The organism is Methanolobus psychrotolerans (genome assembly GCF_002243045.1).
GTDB lineage: Archaea > Halobacteriota > Methanosarcinia > Methanosarcinales > Methanosarcinaceae > Methanolobus > Methanolobus psychrotolerans.
This window is the reverse complement of sequence record NZ_MBKP01000008.1, coordinates 1-21,217: the sequence shown is the minus strand read 5'-3', so window position 1 is coordinate 21,217 and position 21,217 is coordinate 1. Positions and strand designations below refer to the sequence as shown.

Here is a 21,217-nt window from a genome sequence, read left to right as displayed (position 1 = left end):
TCAAATAGTTAGTTCAAGACTGACATCTATCCAGCAGGACTGATGAATGAGAGAGCCCATGGATATTACATCTACCCCGGTTTTTGCATAATCTTCCAGATTACCCATATCAATACCACCTGAAACCTCAATTATTATGTGTTCAGGGATTGAAGACCTCTTTAACAATTCTACCGTGTTGATGACATCACATGGCCCCATGTTATCAAGCATGATAATATCAGCACCTGCACTTGCAGCTTTAAGGGCATCAGCAGAAGATTCAACCTCTATCTCTATTTTCTGGGTGAAACCTGCCTTTTCCTTTGCAGACAAAAGAGCGGCTTCGACACCCATCATTTTCACATGGTTGTCCTTTATCATTATAGTATCTGAAAGGCTGAACCTGTGAGGATCACCGCCACCGGCTATGACTGCCATTTTCTCATATTTGCGAAGCCCCGGTGTTGTCTTCCTGGTACATGCGATTCTCACATCCGAATATCTACGGGCTATATCCACACATTGTCTTGTGTTTGTTGCTATTCCGCACAGGTGACCAAGGAAGTTCAGAACCAGCCTTTCTATCCTGAGAATAGAGAGAGAACTACCTCTTAGGGAAAATAAGATATCGTCCTTTAAGAGTCTGTCACCGTTTGTATGGTCTGTTGTATAATGGATCCTGAAATAATCAAAGAACGATTGTGCAACCTCAAGTCCTGCAACGATACAATCCTCTTTAGTAAAGATAATAGCTTCTACATCCCTTTCCGGAACAAGCTTGCAGGAAATATCGTTGTATCCAAGATCCTCTTCAAGAAAACTCTCAATTTCATGTGCGAACATCATATTATCTACTGGATATTATGGTAAAGGGATTTATATGCTTTCAGCATATAAGCAAAACCTACTTAACTAATCAATATAAGCAGTAATCAACAAGTCAACCAATCAGCTCAACTTTCAGGGATAAATAATGCTTAAGATAGGACTTATCGGCTGTGGAACAATCGGAACCAGTATATGCAAAGCCATTGATGATGGTACAATTGAAGCAGAACTTTTTTCCATTTACGACAGGAATATGGATGATGTGAACAGACTATTATCCACTCTCAAAAGGTCCAGGCCTCAGGTAATGGAAGCTGCCACAATGATAACAGAAATAGATATTCTTGTTGAATGTGCTTCACAAGAAGCAGTCTATGAAGTGATACCTGCAGCTCTGCATGCACACTGTGACGTTATGATCATGAGTGTAGGTGCATTTGCCGACCAGAATTTGTACAGGACCATAAGAGGACTTGCAAAGGATAACAACTGTAAGGTATATCTCCCCTCCGGAGCCATCGTCGGTCTTGACGGACTTAAATCATCTTCAATTGAGGACATATACTCTGTCACACTTACAACACAAAAACCACCAAGTGGACTTGCTGGAGCACCATATATTATCAGGAATGAGATCGATCTGGATAAGATAAACGGGAAAACCGTTATTTTTGAAGGGCCTGCAAGTGAAGCAGTCAAGGCATTCCCGGCAAACGTGAATGTTGCTGCAACCCTGAGCATTGCAGGCATTGGTTTTGAGAAGACAAAGGTCAAGATAGTGGCAAATCCGGCACTTACACGCAACATACATGAGATATCCGTGAAAGGTGCATTTGGAGAGTTTACAACAAGAGTTGAGAACGTTCCATCTCCCTCAAACCCAAAGAGCAGCTATCTTGCATCTCTTTCTGCAATAGCGACCCTGAAAAAGATATCTGACCCATTCCAGACAGGAACATAAACCTACATCCCGCAACTTGTATGTGGAAAGTTTCATTTTCGGAAGTTTGGGCAAAACAGTTGGTTACAAAAGGTTATGATCCCATGCAGAGTATTGAAAATGTCATTGAAAGGATACTTGAATTAAAAACCGAACGCAATGCTGTTATCCTTGCACACAACTATGAAAGAGGAGAGATACAGGACATTGCAGACTTTACCGGAGACTCCCTGGGACTGAGCAGGCAGGCAATGGAACAAGAAGCAGATGTGATCGTTTTTTGCGGAGTGCATTTTATGGCAGAAAGTGCAGCCATCCTGAGTCCTGAAAAAACCGTACTTTTACCCGAGAGGTATGCAGGTTGTCCCATGGCATCAATGATAACAGCCAGCGCATTACGCGAGGAGAAAAAGAAATATCCGGATGCTGCTGTCGTGTGTTATGTGAACTCAACAGCCGATGTAAAAGCAGAGAGTGACATCTGTTGCACCTCAGCAAACGCCGTTGAAGTTGTCAATTCCCTCAAAGAGGATGAGATTTTATTTGTCCCTGATAAGAACCTTGCTGACTACGTTTCCAGGTACAGCACTAAAAAAATAATTCCCTGGGAAGGATACTGTCCTACACACAACCAGATACTCGTCACAGACATCCTCAAAGCCAAAAAAATACATCCTGCTGCAGAAGTACTGGCACACCCCGAGTGCCGAAGAGATGTAATTGATCTGTCAGACAAGGTTTTCAGCACCACAGGAATGATCGAATACGTAAAGGATGCAGGAAATGAATTTATCATTGCAACTGAAATGGGTGTCCTGCATAAACTGGAAAAGGATAATCCGGAGAAGAGATTCTATAACGCCTCCGAATTTACGGTTTGCCCGGAGATGAAAGCCATTGACCTGGATTCATTGTTGCTTTCACTTGAAAATATGCAACATGTAATAACTGTTCCCGAAGAAATCAGAGCCAAGGCAAGGATAGCACTTGACAGGATGCTTGAAATTAAAAGAACCAGGTAAGCCCATTATGCAAACATATCTGAAACTGATGCGTTCAGGCAATTGCCTCATGGCAGGCATTGCCGCAATCATTGGAGTGTTTATAGCATATAACATAGTTGTAGCTAATATTCCTTATTTCAGTTCTCATTTGATTATATTCCCCTTTTTTGATGCCTTGAAAGTGTTCCTGGTAGTATTTTTAGTCACTGGAGCTGGAAACGCCATAAATGACTATTTTGATGTAGAAATAGATAAAATAAACAAGCCTGAAAGACCCATCCCTTCAGGAAAGATTGCCCTTAAAACAGCATTATATTTTTCACTGGCACTTTTTGCAATCAGCACACTTCTTGCGGTGTCTATAAACCTGATATGTGGTGCTATTGCCCTGATCAACTCTCTGCTGCTTGTATACTATGCAAGCACCCTGAAACGCACTGCTCTTTGGGGAAACATTACAGTAGGATATCTAACCGGTTCCACGTTCCTTTTTGGGGGAGCTGTTTTCTATGAAAACAATGGCATTAACGGAGTTTTTGTCCTCTTCCTGCTGGCAACCCTGGCAACCATAGCCAGAGAGATAGTAAAGGATATAGAGGATATAGAAGGTGACAGGGAAGACGGGGCACGCACATTACCGATAATCACCGGACCTAAAAAAGCTGCATATATAGCATCATTGATAGGTCTTGGTGCTGTGCTGGCAAGCCCCCTGCCTTATCTGCAGTCACTCATGAGCATACGATATCTCTTCATAGTTGCTATGGCGGACATACTTTTTGCTGTTGCTGTTTATGAAGTACTTAGGAAGGAAAATCCTGCAAAATCATCTAAAATGTTCAAGATGGCAATGGCTTTTGCACTCATATCCTTCATTGCAGGAGCCTGAATTCAACAGATAGTTATCATGCCCCTGGCAAGCTGCATGCAGAAATTCCGGATGTGTTCAAATTCAAAGTCAATGACTTCTTCAACTTCTTTTGCCACCGCTTCCACTGAGCCTTTTTCGGTTATTACCTGAGCAGCTGCCACTTTAGGTTTATCAATAGAAACACCTATGTCACTCAAGAGCCATACATACGCCTCTTTTACATCGGGAACCTTGTCCACTATTTTTCCAGCAATGTGATGAGAAAGGACATTATATACCTTACCCACATGGCTCACCGGATTCTTTCCTGCTGCTGCCTCACTACTCACCGGACGGTTCAATGGGATTATGCCATTTACACGATTGCCACGACCAACCTGCCCGCAGTCCGCATCTTCGGCTGATGTACCGGTAACGCTTGTGTAGATCCCTTCCATGCCACGGCCCGGCACATCAAGATTATTGAAGGAGATAGATGCATTCATCTGCACACCTTTTTGTTCCATATGATCTGCCAGAAATCCATTCATTGCTCCAAAAATGTCTTCTTTCATATTGAAGTAATGTTGCTCCGAATCCACAAAAGAATCAATAAGCGGCATCGCAACTGTGATGTCAAATTTAGTTCCTCGCCTTATACCCATGACCTTTACATCTTCTCCAGATTCTGGGTATTCCTCCTTGAACTCACGGGAATTCATATGTCTCTCCATACTCAGAATCGCCTGTTCCGTAAAAGATAGAGGCGCATAACCTACAGCAGCTGACGTGTCATTGGAGCCCAGTATGCCCTTTTGCCGCCTGAAGATATCCGTTAGTTCTGCAGAACCCGGTTTGAGCTCAACCTGATATTCTACATAGTCCGATTGCACAAAACGCAGATTCTCATCGAACCACTGTCTTGCAGTATCCACTGCTATATTGGCAACATCCACTTCGATCTCTTCAACCTTGAAAGTTGCACGGTCGCCAATAACGAGAAGCATTGGGTCCACCACGATACCTCCTCCAAAGATTCCGGCTGTTTCCCCGGCAACAAGCAGGCATTTGTCAATATTGTGATGCAAGATCATATCAAACTTTTCAAGATATTCAGTACACAAGTTGACTGATATCTTATCCATAATTGCATCGCAGATGCTATCAGGATGACCCAGCCCTTTTCGTTCCACAATCTCAAGGTATTGTTCAGGAGCACTTACAGCCCTGAATTTATCTACAGTTATGTTTCTCAGTTCTACCCCCCCCAAGGATCACTGACCAGCACTGACTTTTCTTATCTGTAAATGTAATAAGAATTGTATCGGATTAATATCTATTCATTTTCAGAAGATTCCATGACAAACGAGTGTGCATGTTTGAGATATTCCTGCAATATCATGGGAAACGTACTTGCAGGAACAAACCTGACACCAAGTTCCTCAGCCCACTTCTGTATGCCAAAATCGCTTGCTACAACAGCAGCATCGAGTTCTTTTGCAAGTATAAGAACATCAATATCAGGAGCACTGTCAAGGATACCATAACGCAGAGCAGAACGATATTTGTTCCTGAATTTACCGATATGCCCTCCAATAACTCTTTTCTCTATATCAAAACCAATGTCTTTCTTTGATTCTGCCTTGGTATCGATGAGAAGGCACTCAGTGGATGCGTCCCATATGGTTTCCTCGGCAATGACCATGCCCTTGTTGATACGTTCACGCATATGTGATACATATTCATGGAAAACCTTGGAAGGAATTTGAACATTATACCTATCAGGAGCCTTCTTCACAAGCCACGTATCGATCTTTGCAATGACATCACTGTCACAACCGTTATTCTGGGCAAACTCATGCAACTCTTTATAAACCGATGGAAAAGGCACATAACAACTAATACCAAGTTTCAACCTGGAGTTAGCTATAAGCTCCAGTACCTCCTTCATTCCCTCGCACACACCATCTTTCCCCAGTTTCTCTCTTGTCTGCAGGTCGGTCAATGCAGTTGTATCCAGAACAAAACGCTGTCTTAGCATGTGATTACCTTCATGTTGAGGCAATTAATCTGATTTGCCCTACATATATAGATGTACATAGTTGGGTTAAAGTATTTTTGGTAGTCAACAACTAGACTATCTGCAACATTTATCAGAATGTTTGCAATATCTGTAAGCTGCTGGGCAGATACCGTAATCTTCTTCCTGACTAACCAGCATTTCGTTGATCAGGTCATCAAGAACAACATCCCTGTGTAAAAAGCGATACTTGAGCCACGTATGTAAGATGCAAAGTAAGATCACGAAGAGCAGAATAAGAAATAATATCCTGATAGTGCAAACGAAAAAAACGAACGGCAATCAGTATAAGTACCAGATAATTACCGCTTTCCACTGAAGGAAAGTGAAGTTACAGAATATATAGTTTATGTAGATTACAACACGAAGTTAGGAAAAAACAGACACGTAGAGGATATTAAATCAATTTTCTTATAAATATAGTATATTTTATATATAAAAAACGTGTATTTATATTTTGTGTGACGGTGTTACACCAATTTGGAGATAGTTATACAAGAGAGAGAGAGAAATATGAATTTTGAAAAAATGAACATTAAAACAAAATTACTCTTATACATCGTTACAAGCGTAACTATACTGATGATTTTAAGTACCTACCTCATCGTTGACAAAGTGACAGAACAGGAAACGGCTATGGCATATTCTGAGTCTGAAAATGTCGCTAAAAGTTATGCATACCAATATGACAGCGATATGAAGTCGAACTTGTTGCTTGCACAGACCCTTGCAAACACTATGGAAAACTATGGAACAGGTAACAGGAATGAAGTAAATGCCATTCTGAAAAGCCTGCTCGAAGAGGACCAGGGACTATTGGGAACATATGTTGCATACGAATCCAATGACTTTGATGGGAATGATGCAGAATTTGCAAACACACAGGGACATGACTCTACCGGGCGATTTATCCCTTACTGGAGCAGAATCGGTGGTTCTGTTGCTCTTGACCCGCTTGCCGGTTATGAGACAGATGATTATTACCAGTTACCAAAATCCCTGAAACAGGATGTTATTCTTGAACCTTTCATGTATGACGGAGTAATGATGATCAGCTACGTATCCCCAATAATAAAAGATGGAGATTTCGTAGGAATCGCAGGTGTGGACGTTTCACTGGATTATATTGATGAAGAAGTTTCACAGGTCAGTGTATTTGATACAGGATACGCATTCATGGTAAGCAATTCAGGAATGTTCATGTCACACCCTACCGAAAAGGGATGGATAGGCACTAAATTCCTTGCTGGTTTTAATGATCCTGAAATAAACACGATGGCATCTGACATCAAGAATGGGATCAGTGGACATGTGGAAGTCATTGACCCTACAACCGGCAAAGAAGTGACTATGATCTACCACCCCGTAGAAACTGCGGATTTTGCTTTCGTGCTAAGCATTCCTGAAGAAGAGATGTTTGCGGGTGCGATGGAGCTCAGGAACCAGTTGATAATCATATCTTTGATCGCCATCATTGCAATGGCAGGAATAGCCTACCTTATAGCACGTTCCATTACAAAGCCGATTGAGAATATTGTAGATGATTTCAAGCATATATCAACCGATGCACTTGGCGGTAAACTTGACAGAAGGGCAAGCACAGAGGTAGGAATTGATTTTGAAGCGATACCCAGAGGCTTGAATGACATATTAAGATCACTGAGTGATATTATTACTGACATAAGCAAGAATTCGAATGTCATTGCAAGCACATCAGAACAGATGTCTGCAGCTATTGAGGAGGTCACTGCCACATCTGAAGAGGTTTCAAGAACCATCGGAGGTATTGCAAAAGGTTCCCATGAACAATCTTCAAAAGCAGAGGACATCTCCCGCGCAATGAGTGATATGTCTTCAAATGTGCAGGATATCGCAACCAATGCACAGAGATCTGCCGAGATAGCAATGGAATCAAGCGAAAGGACAAAAGCCGTCGGTGACAGCTCAGAGGAACTGATGAAACAGATGGAAGAGATCCAGAAGGCATCCACGGACTCAGTAAATGCAATAAAGGAACTGGAATCCAAGTCCAAGCGGATCGGAGAGATCGTTAACCTCATTACTAATATCGCTGACCAGACCAACCTTCTTGCACTCAATGCCGCAATTGAAGCTGCCCGTGCTGGTGAACATGGCCGTGGTTTTGCGGTTGTCGCTGACGAGGTTCGCAAGCTTGCAGAAGAGTCAGGCAGTGCCGCAAAGCAGATATCAGGCCTTATTGCCGAGATCCAGACAGATACGAACGTTGTGGTGAATTCTGTTGAGAAAGGCAACACCACAGTTTCCAGCGGTGTAAAAGCTCTTGATGAGACGGCAAAGGCCATGAGAGAGATTGTGCAGGGCTCTGTCAAAGTCGCTGAAATGGTACAGGACATTGCTGCTGCTGCCCAGGAACAATCTGCTTCCATTGAAGAGATCACAGCTTCTGTTGAGGAAGTTACATCAATTTCCCAGGAAACCGCAGCAGGAACAGAAGAAACATCCGCATCTGTAGAACAGCAGAATGCTTCCATGCAGGAACTGGCACAAAGCTCACAGGAACTCGCAGGAATGGCTGTTGCAATGCAGGAAATGGTAAACCAGTTCGTCCTTGCCAAAGAGGACGTTGTGATGCATAAAGATGCACCAAAGATGGAGAAGAGCGGAAAGGGGCTTAAGTAAGAGTCCCTTTTTACATTTTTGTTTTTTGATTCAAATTTGATTTGAAACTTTTGAATTATGTCATTTCACTGATACGCCCTTTCATCCACATCTTTTTCCTCCTCGTTAGCCGCATACCTGGCAAACGATTCAGCCGCCTGTTCGTAGAAATTCATGGCACTTCGGGAAGTTGTTGGCTTGACACGTTTTTTGGCTTTGAGGAAGTGCTCGGCAGTTATTTTCAGGCCGGCGGCTTTTTCCATGGCTTCTTCCTGGCTTAAACCCGGAGTGATTATCTCACGCAGGGCCAGCATTGCAGCTTCACGGCAGATGGATTCGATGTCAGCACCGACGTAGCCTTCGGTTATGTCTGCAAGCTCATTAACATTTACATCATCTGCAAGAGGTTTATCTGCAAGGTGGATGTTGAATATCTTTTCACGGCTCTGCCTGTCGGGAGGACGCACATAGATAAGACGGTCAAACCTTCCAGGACGCAGCAGTGCAGGGTCCACAATATCAGGACGGTTGGTGGCTGCGATTATCACAACGTCCTTCAGTTCCTCAACACCATCTATTTCAGTGAGGATCTGGCTCACCACGCGCTCCGTGGTGTGTGCATCTATACTGGAGCCACGCTCTGATGCCATAGAATCGATCTCATCAAAGAAAACTATGGTCGGTGCCGCCTGCTTGGCCTTGCGGAAGGTCTCACGCACTGCACGCTCAGACTCTCCCACATAGCGGCTGAGCAGTTCAGGACCCTTGATACTTATGAAATTTGCCTCGCTTTCGGTTGCCACAGCTTTTGCAAGCATGGTCTTCCCGGTCCCCGGTGGTCCAAACAACATGATACCACGAGGCGGCTTGGTGCTCACCGCATCAAAGAGTCCGGGGTACTTCAGAGGCCACTCAACAGCCTCAACCAACTCCTGTTTGGCTCCCTCAAGGCCGCCAATATCCTCCCAGCTTACATGAGGCACTTCAACGAAAACCTCTCTCATGGCAGAAGGCTCTATATTTTTCAGCGCCTCGTCGAAATCCTTTCTTGTGACTTCCAGTTTATCCATGAATTCGGGCGGAATCTCATCTTCGACATCATCGATCTTCAATTCCGGAAGAAGACGCCTCAGAGCATGCATTGCAGCCTCCTTGCATAGTGATGACAGGTCAGCACCCACAAAACCGTGGGTTACTGCAGCTATCTCTTTCAGGTTCAGCCCCTCTTCAAGAGGCATACCTCTTGTATGCACATAAAGCACCTGCAGCCTGCCGCTGGAATCAGGAATACCTACCTCGATCTCCCGGTCGAACCTTCCACCACGACGCAGGGCCTCATCTATCGAATTCGGACGATTGGTGGCGGCGATAACTACAACCTTTCCCCTGGAAGCAAGACCATCCATCAGGGACAGCAACTGTGCAACTATCCTGCGCTCCATCTCCCCCACGACCTCATCACGTTTAGGAGCTATGGAATCAACCTCATCGATAAAAATAATGCTTGGTGCATTGCGCTGCGCCTCCTCGAATATCTGACGCAGCTTCTGCTCGCTCTCGCCATAATACTTGGAAACTATCTCAGGTCCGCTGACTGAAATGAAATTAGCATCGGTCTCACTCGCAACCGCTCTTGCTATCATGGTCTTGCCAGTACCGGGAGGACCGTAAAGGAGAACGCCTTTCGGAGGGTCGATTCCCAGTTTATTGAACAATTCAGGATGCTTGAGCGGGAGCTCTATCATCTCACGCACAAGTCCGAGTTCACGCTGGAGACCGCCAATGTCTTCATAGGTCACCTGACCAGCTGTGCTTTCTGCAAGTGCAGCCTTCTCCCTTATTTGTATCTGGGTATTGCGGGTAACAACCACAGGTCCTGATGGCTTGGTGGAAAGCACCACAAAGGAAATGGGATTGTTCACCGTCTCAACACGGATGTTCTGTCCTTTTACTACCGGACGACCTTCAAGTATCCTGAGAATAAATCGTGCCCCGCCGACAAGATGGGTCTCGCGTGTGGGAGCAAGTGCCACAGCCTCGGCTTCTGTGACCTGGACTTTTCGCAGGGTCACCTTCTCATCGATACCGACCTTGGCATTGTTACGCAGGTTACCATCGATCCTCACAAGATCCTTACCCGCATCCTCAAGATAACCAGGCCATACGATGGCGTAGCACTTTTCCTTGCTCTTGATCTCTATGATATCGCCACTTATGGCACCTATCTGCTGCATGAGAGGCTTGTCGAGCCTGGCGATTCCCCTGCCTGCATCCCGGGGATATGCCTGACCAACGCTGACAGTGATCTCTTCAGTCAAGTTGCTTCACCTGATAGTTTTCTTTAATTACGGGGTCGATGGTCTTCATTAATAATATATTCAGCAGAGGTTGGATTTAACGCTTCTGGGGTTTTTGGGAGGGAGAAGGAGAGTTTAGAATTTGATTAAAAAAAGGACATTTTGTAAAAAAATCGAGTTATTGCTAACTTTAATAAATTATAAGATAATAAAGATGTGCGTGATTCACAATGCTGGAACCTTATGAGCCCATGGCCCTACCATTAGACTGTATCGACTGGGCTGCACATGTCAGTTTAATTGGAAAAGCAAATGCCTCACTTGCAAGATATGATGGAATCATGCGAGGAATCGTGAATCCAAATGTTTTTCTGTCGCCCCTTATTACAAAGGAAGCGGTCTCTTCTTCAAGGATAGAAGGAACACAGGCTTCTGTTGAAGATGTATTTGAATACGAAGCTGATCCTAACGAAACAGGCCTTTTTGAAAGAAGAGATGATATCCATGAGGTTCTTAATTATCGTAAAGCACTTTTAAGAGCTGAATCATTGTTGGAAGAAAGACCGATTCATGTTAACATGATCCGTGCACTTCACAAGATATTACTCACGAACGTGCGCGGAAGAGATAAAGAACCCGGTGACATCAGACGCATTCAAAATTATATAGCTTCTCCAGGCTCACCAATCGAAGAAGCTACTTTCATACCACCAGCTCCAACCAGAATTCCAGATGCACTTTCTGAATGGGAGAATTATCTACATAGTGACGATAAAGACCCTCTGGTTCAGCTCGCTGTGTTAAAGGGTCAGTTTGAACTAATTCATCCATTTAGAGATGGTAATGGAAGGATTGGAAGGATGTTAATTCCCCTTATACTTTATTCAAAGGGTTTGATATCAAAACCGGCTTTTTATTTAAGTTCCTACCTTGAAAAGAATAGAGATGCTTATTACGATGCGCTTCAGGGTATTTCCGAAAATGAAGATTGGAACAGTTGGATCGCTTTTTTTCTAACCGCATTGAATGAGCAGTCACAGGATAACTGTGACAAAGCAAGTAAAATTCTTCACCTTTACAATGAAATGAAGGAAACAGTCCCGGAAATTACCCGTTCACAGTATTCAATCTCTGCAATAGATACTATTTTTTCAACACCGATATTTAATACAACGATGTTTACGAATAATTCGGCTATTCCTAAAATGACTGCTGTACGTATATTAAAAGAATTGTCTAATAATGATCTAATTACCACAATCCGTCAAGGCAGTGGTAGGCGGCCTGCTATTTATTCTTTTAGAAGGCTGATGGATATCACTGAAGATGTATGATATCTATAGTAAACAAGTAGCATATCAAATTTGAAACTATATGATACACAAAGAAGTTAGTGTAACATATATGGTACACAAAATAAGTAGCATATCAAATTCACAACTATATGGTACACAAAGAGATTAGTGTAACATATATGATACACAAAACAAGTAGCATACCAAATTTGGAACTATATGGTACACAAAGATATTAGTGTAACATACATGATACACAAAGTATGTAGCGTACCGAATTAAAAGATATATGATACACAACAACTTAAGAAATAACATATCTTTTTTTAGCTTAACAAGCAGCCTGCATCCTTGGATAAGCCTGACCTACTTTTACAGTGATCTCATCTGCCAAGCCATGTCACCACATGACTTTTTTTAAATACGGTATCGACGGTCGTCATCAATAATATATTCAGCAGAAGTATGATTTAACGCTTTGGGGTTTTGGGGAAGAAGAAGAAATATGATAATTTGAGATTCAAATTATCAGAGAGAACAGGTTTTAAAAAGCATTTTGAATAGAGACATCACAAAAAAAATTAAATGATCGAATGATAATGTATACATATGGTTCAAAGTTGTGACATTATTGATTTGCTGCCTGCTGCCGGTGCAGTTCTATTTATATTAACTTTAGTTGGGTACATAGCAAGCACCTCGTACAATAACGGCTACTATAAGTTTGCCCTACGTCCTTCTTTGCACAAAAATAGTATGGAATATACGTTAACCCAAGTAAGTAGATCCTTAATAGCAATTGGTGCTCTACTGCTGCTATTAATGTTTATATCTTATTTTGTCTTGAGAGATACAAATTTTAATGCAACATTGGTGCCAATTCTGATGATTATTGCCTTTTTAGAAGGTATTTTTTTCATTAGTTATCTACTAGGTGCATATAAGCGTTTTAAACTAAATAAATCAATCTTCCCACTTATAGAAATAAACACTAATTCAAATGTTACCAAAACAGTACGATTAATATATGAGCTTGATGAGACTTTTTTCTATTGTTTAAATGAAAGCAATGGTTGGTCAATGATTAGAAAAGATAGTGTTCTTTCTATTGAAGGTAAAGATGATAGTAATGGCGCTGCAGCTAACAATATAACAAACACACAATCAATGACAAAGATGAAGATAAAAAATAAACATCTAGATAACAACATAGAAAAATCAGATAATACGAATGTTACTAATGCGATTATGGTTAATGTTACCCTTATTGCCTTTATGATCTCTGCGGGTCAATATTTTATCAGTGAAAACGAATCAATATTCAAAACGAATTACCCCAATATACTCGCTGATTTTTACATAATGTCTGCAATTTTTTTTATAATCATATATATTCTAGTTGAACTACCCTACTTGGAAGTGCCTAAAAGATTGCAATATATAGCAAAAAACTATTTTTTACTGAATTTATTCACTGCCTGCATAGTTGTTTTAATAAGTAAGTACGTAGGCTATGTTGAAAACAGTATATATTTTTCAACACTAATACAATTGCTTATTTTATCGATATCCACAAATTTGGGAATTCCAATAACGTTTATCATTGGAATCATAACATATAATGCAATACGGCTTATTGACTTTGATAAAATAAATAATATTATTTCTGAACAAAAACTAAATTTAAACAGAGGATTTATAATTATTTCATGTATTTTGATAGCAATAATTGTATATATTCAAATATAAACAAGAGAATCTAATCGAAGTTATTCCATAAACATATGAAAAACAGCAAAATCAAAAATAGATAAGACGTAACCGAAGTTACATCTCGTTCTTCAACTTCTCAACAAGCTCTGCCTGGATGCAGGATGACCTGTCGCCGCCGCAGACCATGCCGCGCACACCGATGATGTCGGGCTGGATGCGCTTGAGCACAGGAATATCATCAAAAATAAGTGAACCAGCGATTGCTGATAGGAGACCTACTTCACGAATAGCCCCTGTGAACCTTATGAGCTCTTCCTCATCCATGAACTCAAATGTAGAACGACCGTCTTTGATACCTGTATCCACCATCACGACATCCACGCCTGCCTTTACACCGACAGCGGGAAGCAGTTGAGGATTTATGGAATTGATGCGCTTGTAATCAGAATAACCTGATGCAACTACCTTTTTCTCAGGGTCAAGGCCCTTCACGGCTTTTGTGATGTTTGTAAGCATTTCAAGTGCTTGTTCCTCTGTCTGGATATCATAGAGTCCGACCTTGACATAATCAGCACCTGAAACTGCTGCTCCAAGAGCTGCAAGGGAAGCGGTCCCTGGTTTAAAATTAAAATCGCCTATTGTGGCACTTATTGGTTTTTCAGAATTGATGGCTTCCTTAACAGACTTAATGACCCATGGGAAATTTGCACCCAGCGAGCCTTCCTTCGGGTTTTTCACATCAATGATGTCAGCACCTCCTTTGTGTGCCGCAATTGCCTCTTCAGGACTGATTGGACTGATAAGTAATTTCATAGTATTAACCTCTTTTTTATAGCATGACAGATGTATCAATTATATATGTTTCGTATCATTTTCGTTCTTGATATATTCAACAGGACTGTAGTTCACGCACAAGGTGGTACCCGTAGTGAATACAAGCCCATACACTTTTCCAGCCATATATGCAACACATCTGATGCCGTGAAAATCGTGGATACAGTAAAACCGGCAGAAGTATACATCGCAGATCTCAACATGCTTGAGAAAATAGGTAAGAGAGAAAAGAACTTCGACATTATACAGGCCGTTTCGGAAAAGGCAAAGGTAATGCTGGACCCGGGAGTTACATCTGTTTCTGAAACGGAGGATGTTATGGAAATAGTCCGGTCCGTAGTCCTTGGCACCGAGACAGCATCTCTTGACACCATAAAGCAGGTAAGCTCATTATACCCGGGAAGGATCAACGTCAGTATTGACAAAAGAAAGGGAAAGATACTCACAAACGACCCTGCAATGCCTGATGACCCCTTTAAGATAGTGGAACTTCTGAATGACTATGAACTGGATGACATAATCATCCTGGACCTTGACAGGGTTGGTACATCAAGTGGCGTGGATTCACAATTTTTAAGTAAGATTGCCTCCATCTCGGACCATAATGTGCTTCTTGGCGGCGGTGTCCGCAATGTGGAAGACATTGAGATACTTGAAGGGATCGGGATAAAAGGCGCACTTGTTGCAACGGCACTGCATAACGGTTCAATCCCTCTCCAGATGGTGCAGCAATAATCTGAAAATAATTTATTCATCGGTGATATAATGGCAGAAAATGAAGAGATTGTAGAAATAGGCGAGAAGTATGGCGAAATAAAGATGGGAGCAGGATGGTTCCTGACCATTACCCTTGCATCCAGTGAGAAATACGAGAACGAGTACATAGAGATCGCAAAAGAAAGAGGCGGACAGAAAAAAGCACGTTTCAACCTCAATCCTAAATACGCCCGCATACTTGGAGAGGCTCTTATCAAATTTGCGGATCAGAACAGTCTTGAGTGATCTGAGAAGGTCACTCCATTATTTTATAAAAACTTACCCAGAAAACATTGCCTTTTCCTTCCGGATTGGCCTCTACCCCATAATCACCATCATGCAACTCCATGATACGTTTGACAATGGCAAGCCCAAGGCCTGTACCCTTCACACCTTTTTTATCAGCGCGTTTGAAACGGTCGAATAAAAAAGGTTTATCTGAATCAGGAATTTCATTCCCACAGTCAGTGACTGTGACTTTCCAGAAATTGCCCTCATCAATGAAATCAATACTTATAACACTGTTTTCAGGTCCGTATTTTATAGCATTGGAAAGGAGATTCATAAAAACTTCACTGACAAAAGGATTCACACGAGAATAACATGGATTGTCGCAAGAGAACTTCACAGTGATCCCTTTATTTTTGATCTCTTGAGAGAAATCAGATATTACACATTTGAAAATTCCAGCAATATCTATAGTATAGTAATCTATTTCTTCGATAGAATTAAGTTTCTCATATCTGGAAGCACTTTCAAGCAGGTTGAAAAGCTTTTTGTTACACCTGGAGATCATGTGTAAGAAGTGAAGTTTTATCTCATCTGCTTCAATTTCCTCAAGAGCTTCCGTATAACCACTTATAGCACTGGCAGGGCTGAGCAGGTCATGACGTATGATATCGGAAAACAAATCTTTTAGACGGTTCAGTTGCTCAAGTTCTGCGGTGCGCTCTTGTAGTTCTCTTTCTGTGTTTTTCATGGTCGTTATGTCAAGCACTGCAAAGGTAACACCTTTTGACAACGATTCAGGATAAATAGGAGACGAACTCAAAATCACGTCAATAATCACACCATTTTTGCAGGCCATCCTTGTCTCTACCACACCTGTTCCCTTCTCGCTGATCAGACCGTATTTCTCCAGACCCACATATTCATATGATTCTTTATCAGGATATATCATTCTTGAATTTTGTCCAATGAGTTCTTCCCTGGAATAACCGAGCATTTCGCATAACTTGTCATTAACCTCTATAAATGTCCTGTCTGACACAACACCTATTCCGACAGGTGTTGCCCTGAATATGCTTTCAATGTGCGCCTTACTTTGTTCAAGCTCCTTTTCCTTCATTTTTCTATCAGTGATGTCAACAATTATGCCGTCATAGCGAAAAGGATGGTCACCACCATTCTCACTGAGCAGAGATATTTCATTTACCCAAATGACATCACCTGATTTACTTACCAGCCGATAGTCTTCAGAAAGGTATATCTGATCAGTACTTTCAAATGCAGCTACGTCCGATATCAATTTATCAACATCTTCCGGATGAACAATATCAATATACTTCAGGCTGCCAGACTCAAAATCCTCTTTACTGTATCCAAGCTGAGATATATTTTCAGACACGTATTTAACAGGCCACCCCAGTTGGCCTGACCAGTTAAAAGCAATAATAGGTATACTTTTATAGATAGATTCAAGGTTCCTGAACTTATAGATCTCATCGATGAGAGTCTTTTCCTTGTAGTAATTCTCACTCACTTCTTCCATATAAGCAACAATACCTTCGTAATCCCCGCTTTCATTGAAAAAAGGCACCATGCGTATAGAAAGGAAAATATGTTTACCCAGAGGAGTGGTCATAGGCATCCGTTGTTTAAAGGATTCCTTTAGGGAACTCTTAGTATTGATGTACAATTCCCTTAAACCTGGATCGACCTCAAACATATGATAAGGAATGTTGCAAAAGAGGTTCTTTCCGATCACATCCTCTGCAGACACACCCAGAATAGATTCCATCGCATTATTAAATAAAATTAAATCATCGTTCCTGTCAAAAGCACATATTCCGATTGGCGCATTCCGAACAATTATTGAGTCAAGCATTGTCTGACGTACCTGGTCTTCGCAGGATGGTTGCGAATATAAATGCTGTATAGTAATATACGACTCCAGCATATATAAAAATAGATTAAACATGTCCACTTATTGAGTCAATTGTGTAAAAATAAGTAGCTTACAAGTAAACATAGCATAAAAATTGATATATTATTGTTTTTATCGTAAAAGTGAAAAAATTGTACTTATAACGTCAGCTTCAATCTCATCAACACTTCGATGAGTATCTATTATCACAAACCTTTCCGGATTTTCCCTTGCAAGGCGCAAGTAGTTTGCCCTCACACCTTCAAGGAAACTTATCTTCTCAAATTTGGTTTTGTCCCCGCGATTGCCACACCGCTCCACAGCAATACCCGGTTCTATGTCAAAGAGAATTGTCAGATCCGGATCTACAGTCCAGTTCTTGTGAATGTCCTGGATCCATTTCATAGGATCTGCGAACCGGTTTTTCAGTGTCATACCCTGGTAAGCATAACGACTTCCTGAATAGCGGTCTGAAATTACATTCTTCCCGCTTTTAAGGGCAGGAATAATTAGTTTAGAAATATGTTCCGCATGGTCTGCTGTGAAAAGCAAAAGCTCTGCAAGGTCATCAGTATCTGAATGAATGGCACGGTTAACAGCCTCACCTATCCATCCGGTAGTCGGTTCTCTTGTGAAAACAAACTCATAGAACACAGGGTTTGATTTCAGGCGCCCCGTTATCGTTGATTTGCCGGAACCGTCTATACCTTCCAGAGTAATGAGCTTACCTTTCATTGACATCAACAGTGAAAGTAAAGGAATACTATTTAGAGTATTTGTTCCGGAGTAATACAATGATCTTGATCATGTCCTGAAAACATCCTCGCTGCCACACTGAGGGCACATTACCGGGAAACGTTCTGGATTTTCCATAAACAGGAAGTCACAGACATTGCATCTGAAATATACTTTCATAGGATCATAGTCGTCCATAATCATACCTCTTAATAAATATGAATTGCGATGATAAATATAGTAATCGGTTGTATAATTGTAGACTGAAGATGTCTGGCAAAGCATATATGCAAGGGAAAATAACCCTGTGAAGGATATAAAATGACCACAATAGGAGTAATCACCCGGGGAAAATATGGGAACCGTCTGATAGAGACCATTGTCTCCAAGACTGAGATGAAGGTAGCACATACTTCAGTACCTGAGATACTGCCCGATTTTATTGATGAGCCTGAAGAGTTCCTGGAAGGGCTCAATATTGATAGATCCGTATTCATGTCAGACATTGTAATCACTTATTCACTTCACCCCGATCTTACCGTGGCAATAGCACACTTTGCAGGAAAATCCGGCGTTAAAGCCTTAATTGTACCAGGAGGAGCTTCCAAAGCACCTGTAGTAGAACTTGAAGGCATAGCAAAAAAATACGGTATGCTCATTGAAGTTGAGGATATCTGTTGCACCCTTCTGGAAAAGCCGGAGACTAAAGAACTTTGTTCGTACCTTTCAACTCCCGTCCTTGAGATCGATATCGATGAAGGCATAATCGGATCTGTAAAAGTATTATGCGGGGCACCGTGCGGAAGTACCTGGCATATGGCAAAAGAACTTGTGGGAACTAAAGTAGAAGAAGCACCTGCCAGAGCCGGGCTGCTCATACAGCAATATCCCTGCAGGGCAGTCAGGGGAAATATGGGTGGCATCCACGAATCCGGCGAGATACACAAAAAAGCTGTCAAAGACGCAATCAAAAGAAAAAAAGAATAATGACCCCAACAATGGTGAAACATGGACAATGTTCAGATAGCTGAGATGTTCAACCGGATGGCAAGAATCCTGGAATTTAAGGGAGAGAACCAGTTCAAGACCAGAGCCTACACAAATGCTGCGAGGAGCATTAAAGGACTTGATGAAGAGCTTATGGGATTATACCGGAACGGGAAAATCGACAGTATACCGGGAGTAGGCGAAGTACTAAAAAGTAAGATCGTGGAAATACTGGAAACCGGGTCATTCGATGCCTATGAAAAAGCAATAAAGGAAGTACCACATGGCATCATTGATATAATGGACGTACCAGGCATCGGCCCCAAAATGGCAAGATTGTTCTACGAAAAACTTGGCATCAAATCAATTGATGAACTTAGCAAAGCTGCAAGAGAACACAGGATACGAAGACTTCCCAGAATGGGTGAGAAACTGGAAGAAAAGATACTCAGGTCAATCATAAGATTGCAGCAGGACAAAGACTATGGAAGACACCCAATAGCACTTGCCGGAGAGATCGCAAGAGAGATCAGGCAGGAATTGTGTTCCAGCCCGCATATCGAAAAAGTATTCATTGCAGGAAGCCTGCGGAGAAAAAAAGATACTGTCGGAGATATTGACCTTATAGTAGTTTCAGATGAACCTGAAAAAGCAATCAACTTCTTTATAAACATGGAAAAAGTGGAAGAGATACTGGAAGCGGGTGCTTCTAAAGCTTCAGTTATGTACCCCGGAAACTTCCATATAGACCTGAGAGTTGTGGAGAGAGAACATTTAGGTTCAATGCTGCAGCATTTCACAGGTTCAAAAGAACACAATATCCACCTGAGAAGACTTGCTATCTCAAAAGGTTACAGGCTTAACGAGTATGGCTTTACAAATGAAAACAGTGGTATTCTCAAACCATGTGGCAGGGAAGAAGACATATATGATTTCCTGGGACTTGACTATCTGCCACCTGAACTCAGAGAAGACAGGGGAGAAATAGAAGCCAGTCTTACCGGTAACCTTCCCAGACTTATAGAAAAAAAAGATATAAAAGGCGATCTACATGTCCATTCCACATGGAGTGACGGCATTAATACGATTGAAGAACTTGCACAGGCTGCAATACAAAGAGGGTATGAGTATATTGCGATAACCGATCATTCCCATTCCACAGGTATCGCTAACGGGTTATCTGAAAAACAACTTATTGAACATATGGGTGAAATTGAACGTATCAATGATGAATTCGATGACATCAGAATACTCTCCGGAACTGAATGTGATATCAGGGCAGACGGGAAGCTTGATTACAGCAATGATATTCTTGAGAGGCTGGACATTGTAATTGTGGCAGTACATGCAGGACTTGAACAGGACAGAACCAGGATGACTAGAAGAATAGTTGCCGCCCTTGAGAATGAACATGTGGATATACTTGCCCATCCCACCGGCAGGAAATTCGGCAAGCGTCCCGCATATGACGTGGAAATGGAAAAAATAATCACTGCTGCAAAGGAAAACGAAAAAGGACTGGAGATCAATTCTTCCCCCTGGCGACTTGACCTGAATGATACCAACGCAAGAAATGCAAAAGAGCATGGAGTCATGCTTGCCATTAACACTGACACACATGCCATTGACCATTTTGACAATATATCATTTGGAATAGATGTTGCAAGAAGGGCATGGGTAGAACCGGATGATGTGATAAATGCCATGAGCCTTAAGCAAATATGCTCAAGACTTGGCATCTCAAGACAATGATACAAATCTAATAAATATAAGATATAAATATATAGAATTACAGATGGCTTTGTGGCATTATCCGTATATATCCAGGATAAAACCATAAAATATAAATTCCTGTTATGTAAATTAAAATGTGATAAATTCAAAGCAGAGGTAGAATTACTGTAACTATTCAGCCATCCTTCCAGCACTAAAGTAAAAATCAATATACTATGACCTCATTTTAACGTTCAGAAAAAAGATTTTATTGATCAGAGGGGATTTGTATAGAACGGGAAGAAATACTTGCAGTTTATGATGCTGGTCCTGAGGCAGTCGTCGAACTTGTTACTCAGCTATTTTTGATAATAGAAAAACTGGAAGAACGTGTCAAGCATCTGGAAGAGATGCTTG

At 41.6% G+C, this 21,217-nt stretch carries 18 protein-coding genes; 10 read left to right on the top strand and 8 right to left on the bottom strand.

Annotation, left to right across the window (positions count from 1 at the left end; all coding sequences use genetic code 11):
• Positions 1–825, bottom strand: a complete 825-nt coding sequence (gene nadC / locus BB781_RS04340; protein ID WP_094227277.1) for a carboxylating nicotinate-nucleotide diphosphorylase — start codon at positions 823–825, stop codon at positions 1–3.
• A gap of 130 nt (positions 826–955) precedes the next feature.
• Between nadC and BB781_RS04335 the strand changes: the two genes are divergently transcribed.
• Genes BB781_RS04335 through BB781_RS04325 form a run of 3 tightly spaced genes read left to right on the top strand, consistent with a single transcriptional unit; the run spans position 956 to position 3,643 of the window.
• Positions 956–1,771, top strand: coding sequence for an aspartate dehydrogenase (locus BB781_RS04335; protein WP_094227276.1), 816 nt, complete (start codon positions 956–958; stop codon positions 1,769–1,771).
• Positions 1,772–1,791: 20 nt separating this feature from the next.
• Positions 1,792–2,772, top strand: coding sequence for a quinolinate synthase NadA (nadA, locus tag BB781_RS04330; protein ID WP_277985481.1), 981 nt, complete (start codon positions 1,792–1,794; stop codon positions 2,770–2,772).
• A gap of 7 nt (positions 2,773–2,779) precedes the next feature.
• Positions 2,780–3,643 (top strand): geranylgeranylglycerol-phosphate geranylgeranyltransferase, encoded by an 864-nt coding sequence (locus BB781_RS04325; RefSeq protein WP_094227346.1) that lies wholly within the window; start codon positions 2,780–2,782, stop codon positions 3,641–3,643.
• A gap of 2 nt (positions 3,644–3,645) precedes the next feature.
• Here BB781_RS04325 and BB781_RS04320 read toward each other — a convergent pair whose 3' ends face one another.
• Together BB781_RS04320 and BB781_RS04315 are read right to left on the bottom strand one after the other, a co-directional pair.
• Positions 3,646–4,860 carry a methionine adenosyltransferase gene (locus BB781_RS04320; RefSeq protein WP_094227345.1) on the bottom strand — a complete coding sequence of 405 codons (1,215 nt, stop codon included), beginning with the start codon at positions 4,858–4,860 and terminating at the stop codon, positions 3,646–3,648.
• A gap of 80 nt (positions 4,861–4,940) precedes the next feature.
• Entirely contained in the window at positions 4,941–5,645 is a 705-nt protein-coding gene (locus BB781_RS04315; RefSeq protein ID WP_094227275.1) for an RNA ligase partner protein, read from the bottom strand.
• Between the two features lie 552 nt (positions 5,646–6,197).
• Between BB781_RS04315 and BB781_RS04310 the strand changes: the two genes are divergently transcribed.
• A complete protein-coding gene (locus BB781_RS04310; RefSeq protein WP_094227274.1) occupies positions 6,198–8,345 on the top strand; it encodes a methyl-accepting chemotaxis protein in 2,148 nt (715 codons plus the stop codon).
• A gap of 65 nt (positions 8,346–8,410) precedes the next feature.
• On the opposite strand, the gene BB781_RS04305 is transcribed toward BB781_RS04310, so the two are convergent.
• Positions 8,411–10,642 carry a CDC48 family AAA ATPase gene (locus BB781_RS04305; protein WP_094227273.1) on the bottom strand — a complete coding sequence of 744 codons (2,232 nt, stop codon included), beginning with the start codon at positions 10,640–10,642 and terminating at the stop codon, positions 8,411–8,413.
• Between the two features lie 209 nt (positions 10,643–10,851).
• On the opposite strand from BB781_RS04305, the gene BB781_RS04300 reads away from it, so the two are divergent.
• Positions 10,852–11,955, top strand: a complete 1,104-nt coding sequence (locus BB781_RS04300) for a Fic family protein (protein WP_164997770.1) — start codon at positions 10,852–10,854, stop codon at positions 11,953–11,955.
• A 570-nt stretch (positions 11,956–12,525) separates the two neighbouring features.
• Positions 12,526–13,665 (top strand): hypothetical protein, encoded by a 1,140-nt coding sequence (locus BB781_RS04295; RefSeq protein WP_094227272.1) that lies wholly within the window; start codon positions 12,526–12,528, stop codon positions 13,663–13,665.
• Positions 13,666–13,743: 78 nt separating this feature from the next.
• Here BB781_RS04295 and BB781_RS04290 read toward each other — a convergent pair whose 3' ends face one another.
• Positions 13,744–14,442 carry a (5-formylfuran-3-yl)methyl phosphate synthase gene (locus BB781_RS04290; RefSeq protein WP_094227271.1) on the bottom strand — a complete coding sequence of 233 codons (699 nt, stop codon included), beginning with the start codon at positions 14,440–14,442 and terminating at the stop codon, positions 13,744–13,746.
• Positions 14,443–14,487: 45 nt separating this feature from the next.
• Between BB781_RS04290 and BB781_RS04285 the strand changes: the two genes are divergently transcribed.
• Both BB781_RS04285 and BB781_RS04280 read left to right on the top strand, forming a co-directional pair.
• Entirely contained in the window at positions 14,488–15,198 is a 711-nt protein-coding gene (locus tag BB781_RS04285) for a HisA/HisF-related TIM barrel protein (protein WP_164997769.1), read from the top strand.
• A 30-nt stretch (positions 15,199–15,228) separates the two neighbouring features.
• Entirely contained in the window at positions 15,229–15,465 is a 237-nt protein-coding gene (locus BB781_RS04280) for a hypothetical protein (RefSeq protein WP_094227269.1), read from the top strand.
• Positions 15,466–15,475: 10 nt separating this feature from the next.
• Here the strand turns inward: BB781_RS04280 and BB781_RS04275 are convergent, their stop codons facing one another.
• From BB781_RS04275 to BB781_RS16315, 3 genes are all read right to left on the bottom strand, one after another.
• Positions 15,476–17,326: a PAS domain-containing sensor histidine kinase gene (locus BB781_RS04275; protein WP_164997768.1), complete on the bottom strand. Its 1,851-nt coding sequence runs from the start codon at positions 17,324–17,326 to the stop codon at positions 15,476–15,478.
• 171 nt (positions 17,327–17,497) lie between these two features.
• On the bottom strand, positions 17,498–18,100 hold the full coding sequence (tmk, locus tag BB781_RS04270; protein ID WP_094227267.1) for a dTMP kinase: 603 nt from the start codon (positions 18,098–18,100) through the stop codon (positions 17,498–17,500).
• 69 nt (positions 18,101–18,169) lie between these two features.
• Complete coding sequence (locus BB781_RS16315) at positions 18,170–18,298, bottom strand: hypothetical protein (protein ID WP_277985480.1); 129 nt, start codon at positions 18,296–18,298, stop codon at positions 18,170–18,172.
• A 123-nt stretch (positions 18,299–18,421) separates the two neighbouring features.
• On the opposite strand from BB781_RS16315, the gene BB781_RS04265 reads away from it, so the two are divergent.
• Positions 18,422–19,087 carry a DUF166 domain-containing protein gene (locus BB781_RS04265; RefSeq protein WP_094227266.1) on the top strand — a complete coding sequence of 222 codons (666 nt, stop codon included), beginning with the start codon at positions 18,422–18,424 and terminating at the stop codon, positions 19,085–19,087.
• Positions 19,088–19,108: 21 nt separating this feature from the next.
• Positions 19,109–20,839: a DNA polymerase/3'-5' exonuclease PolX gene (polX, locus tag BB781_RS04260; RefSeq protein ID WP_094227265.1), complete on the top strand. Its 1,731-nt coding sequence runs from the start codon at positions 19,109–19,111 to the stop codon at positions 20,837–20,839.
• Positions 20,840–21,217 lie beyond the last annotated feature (378 nt).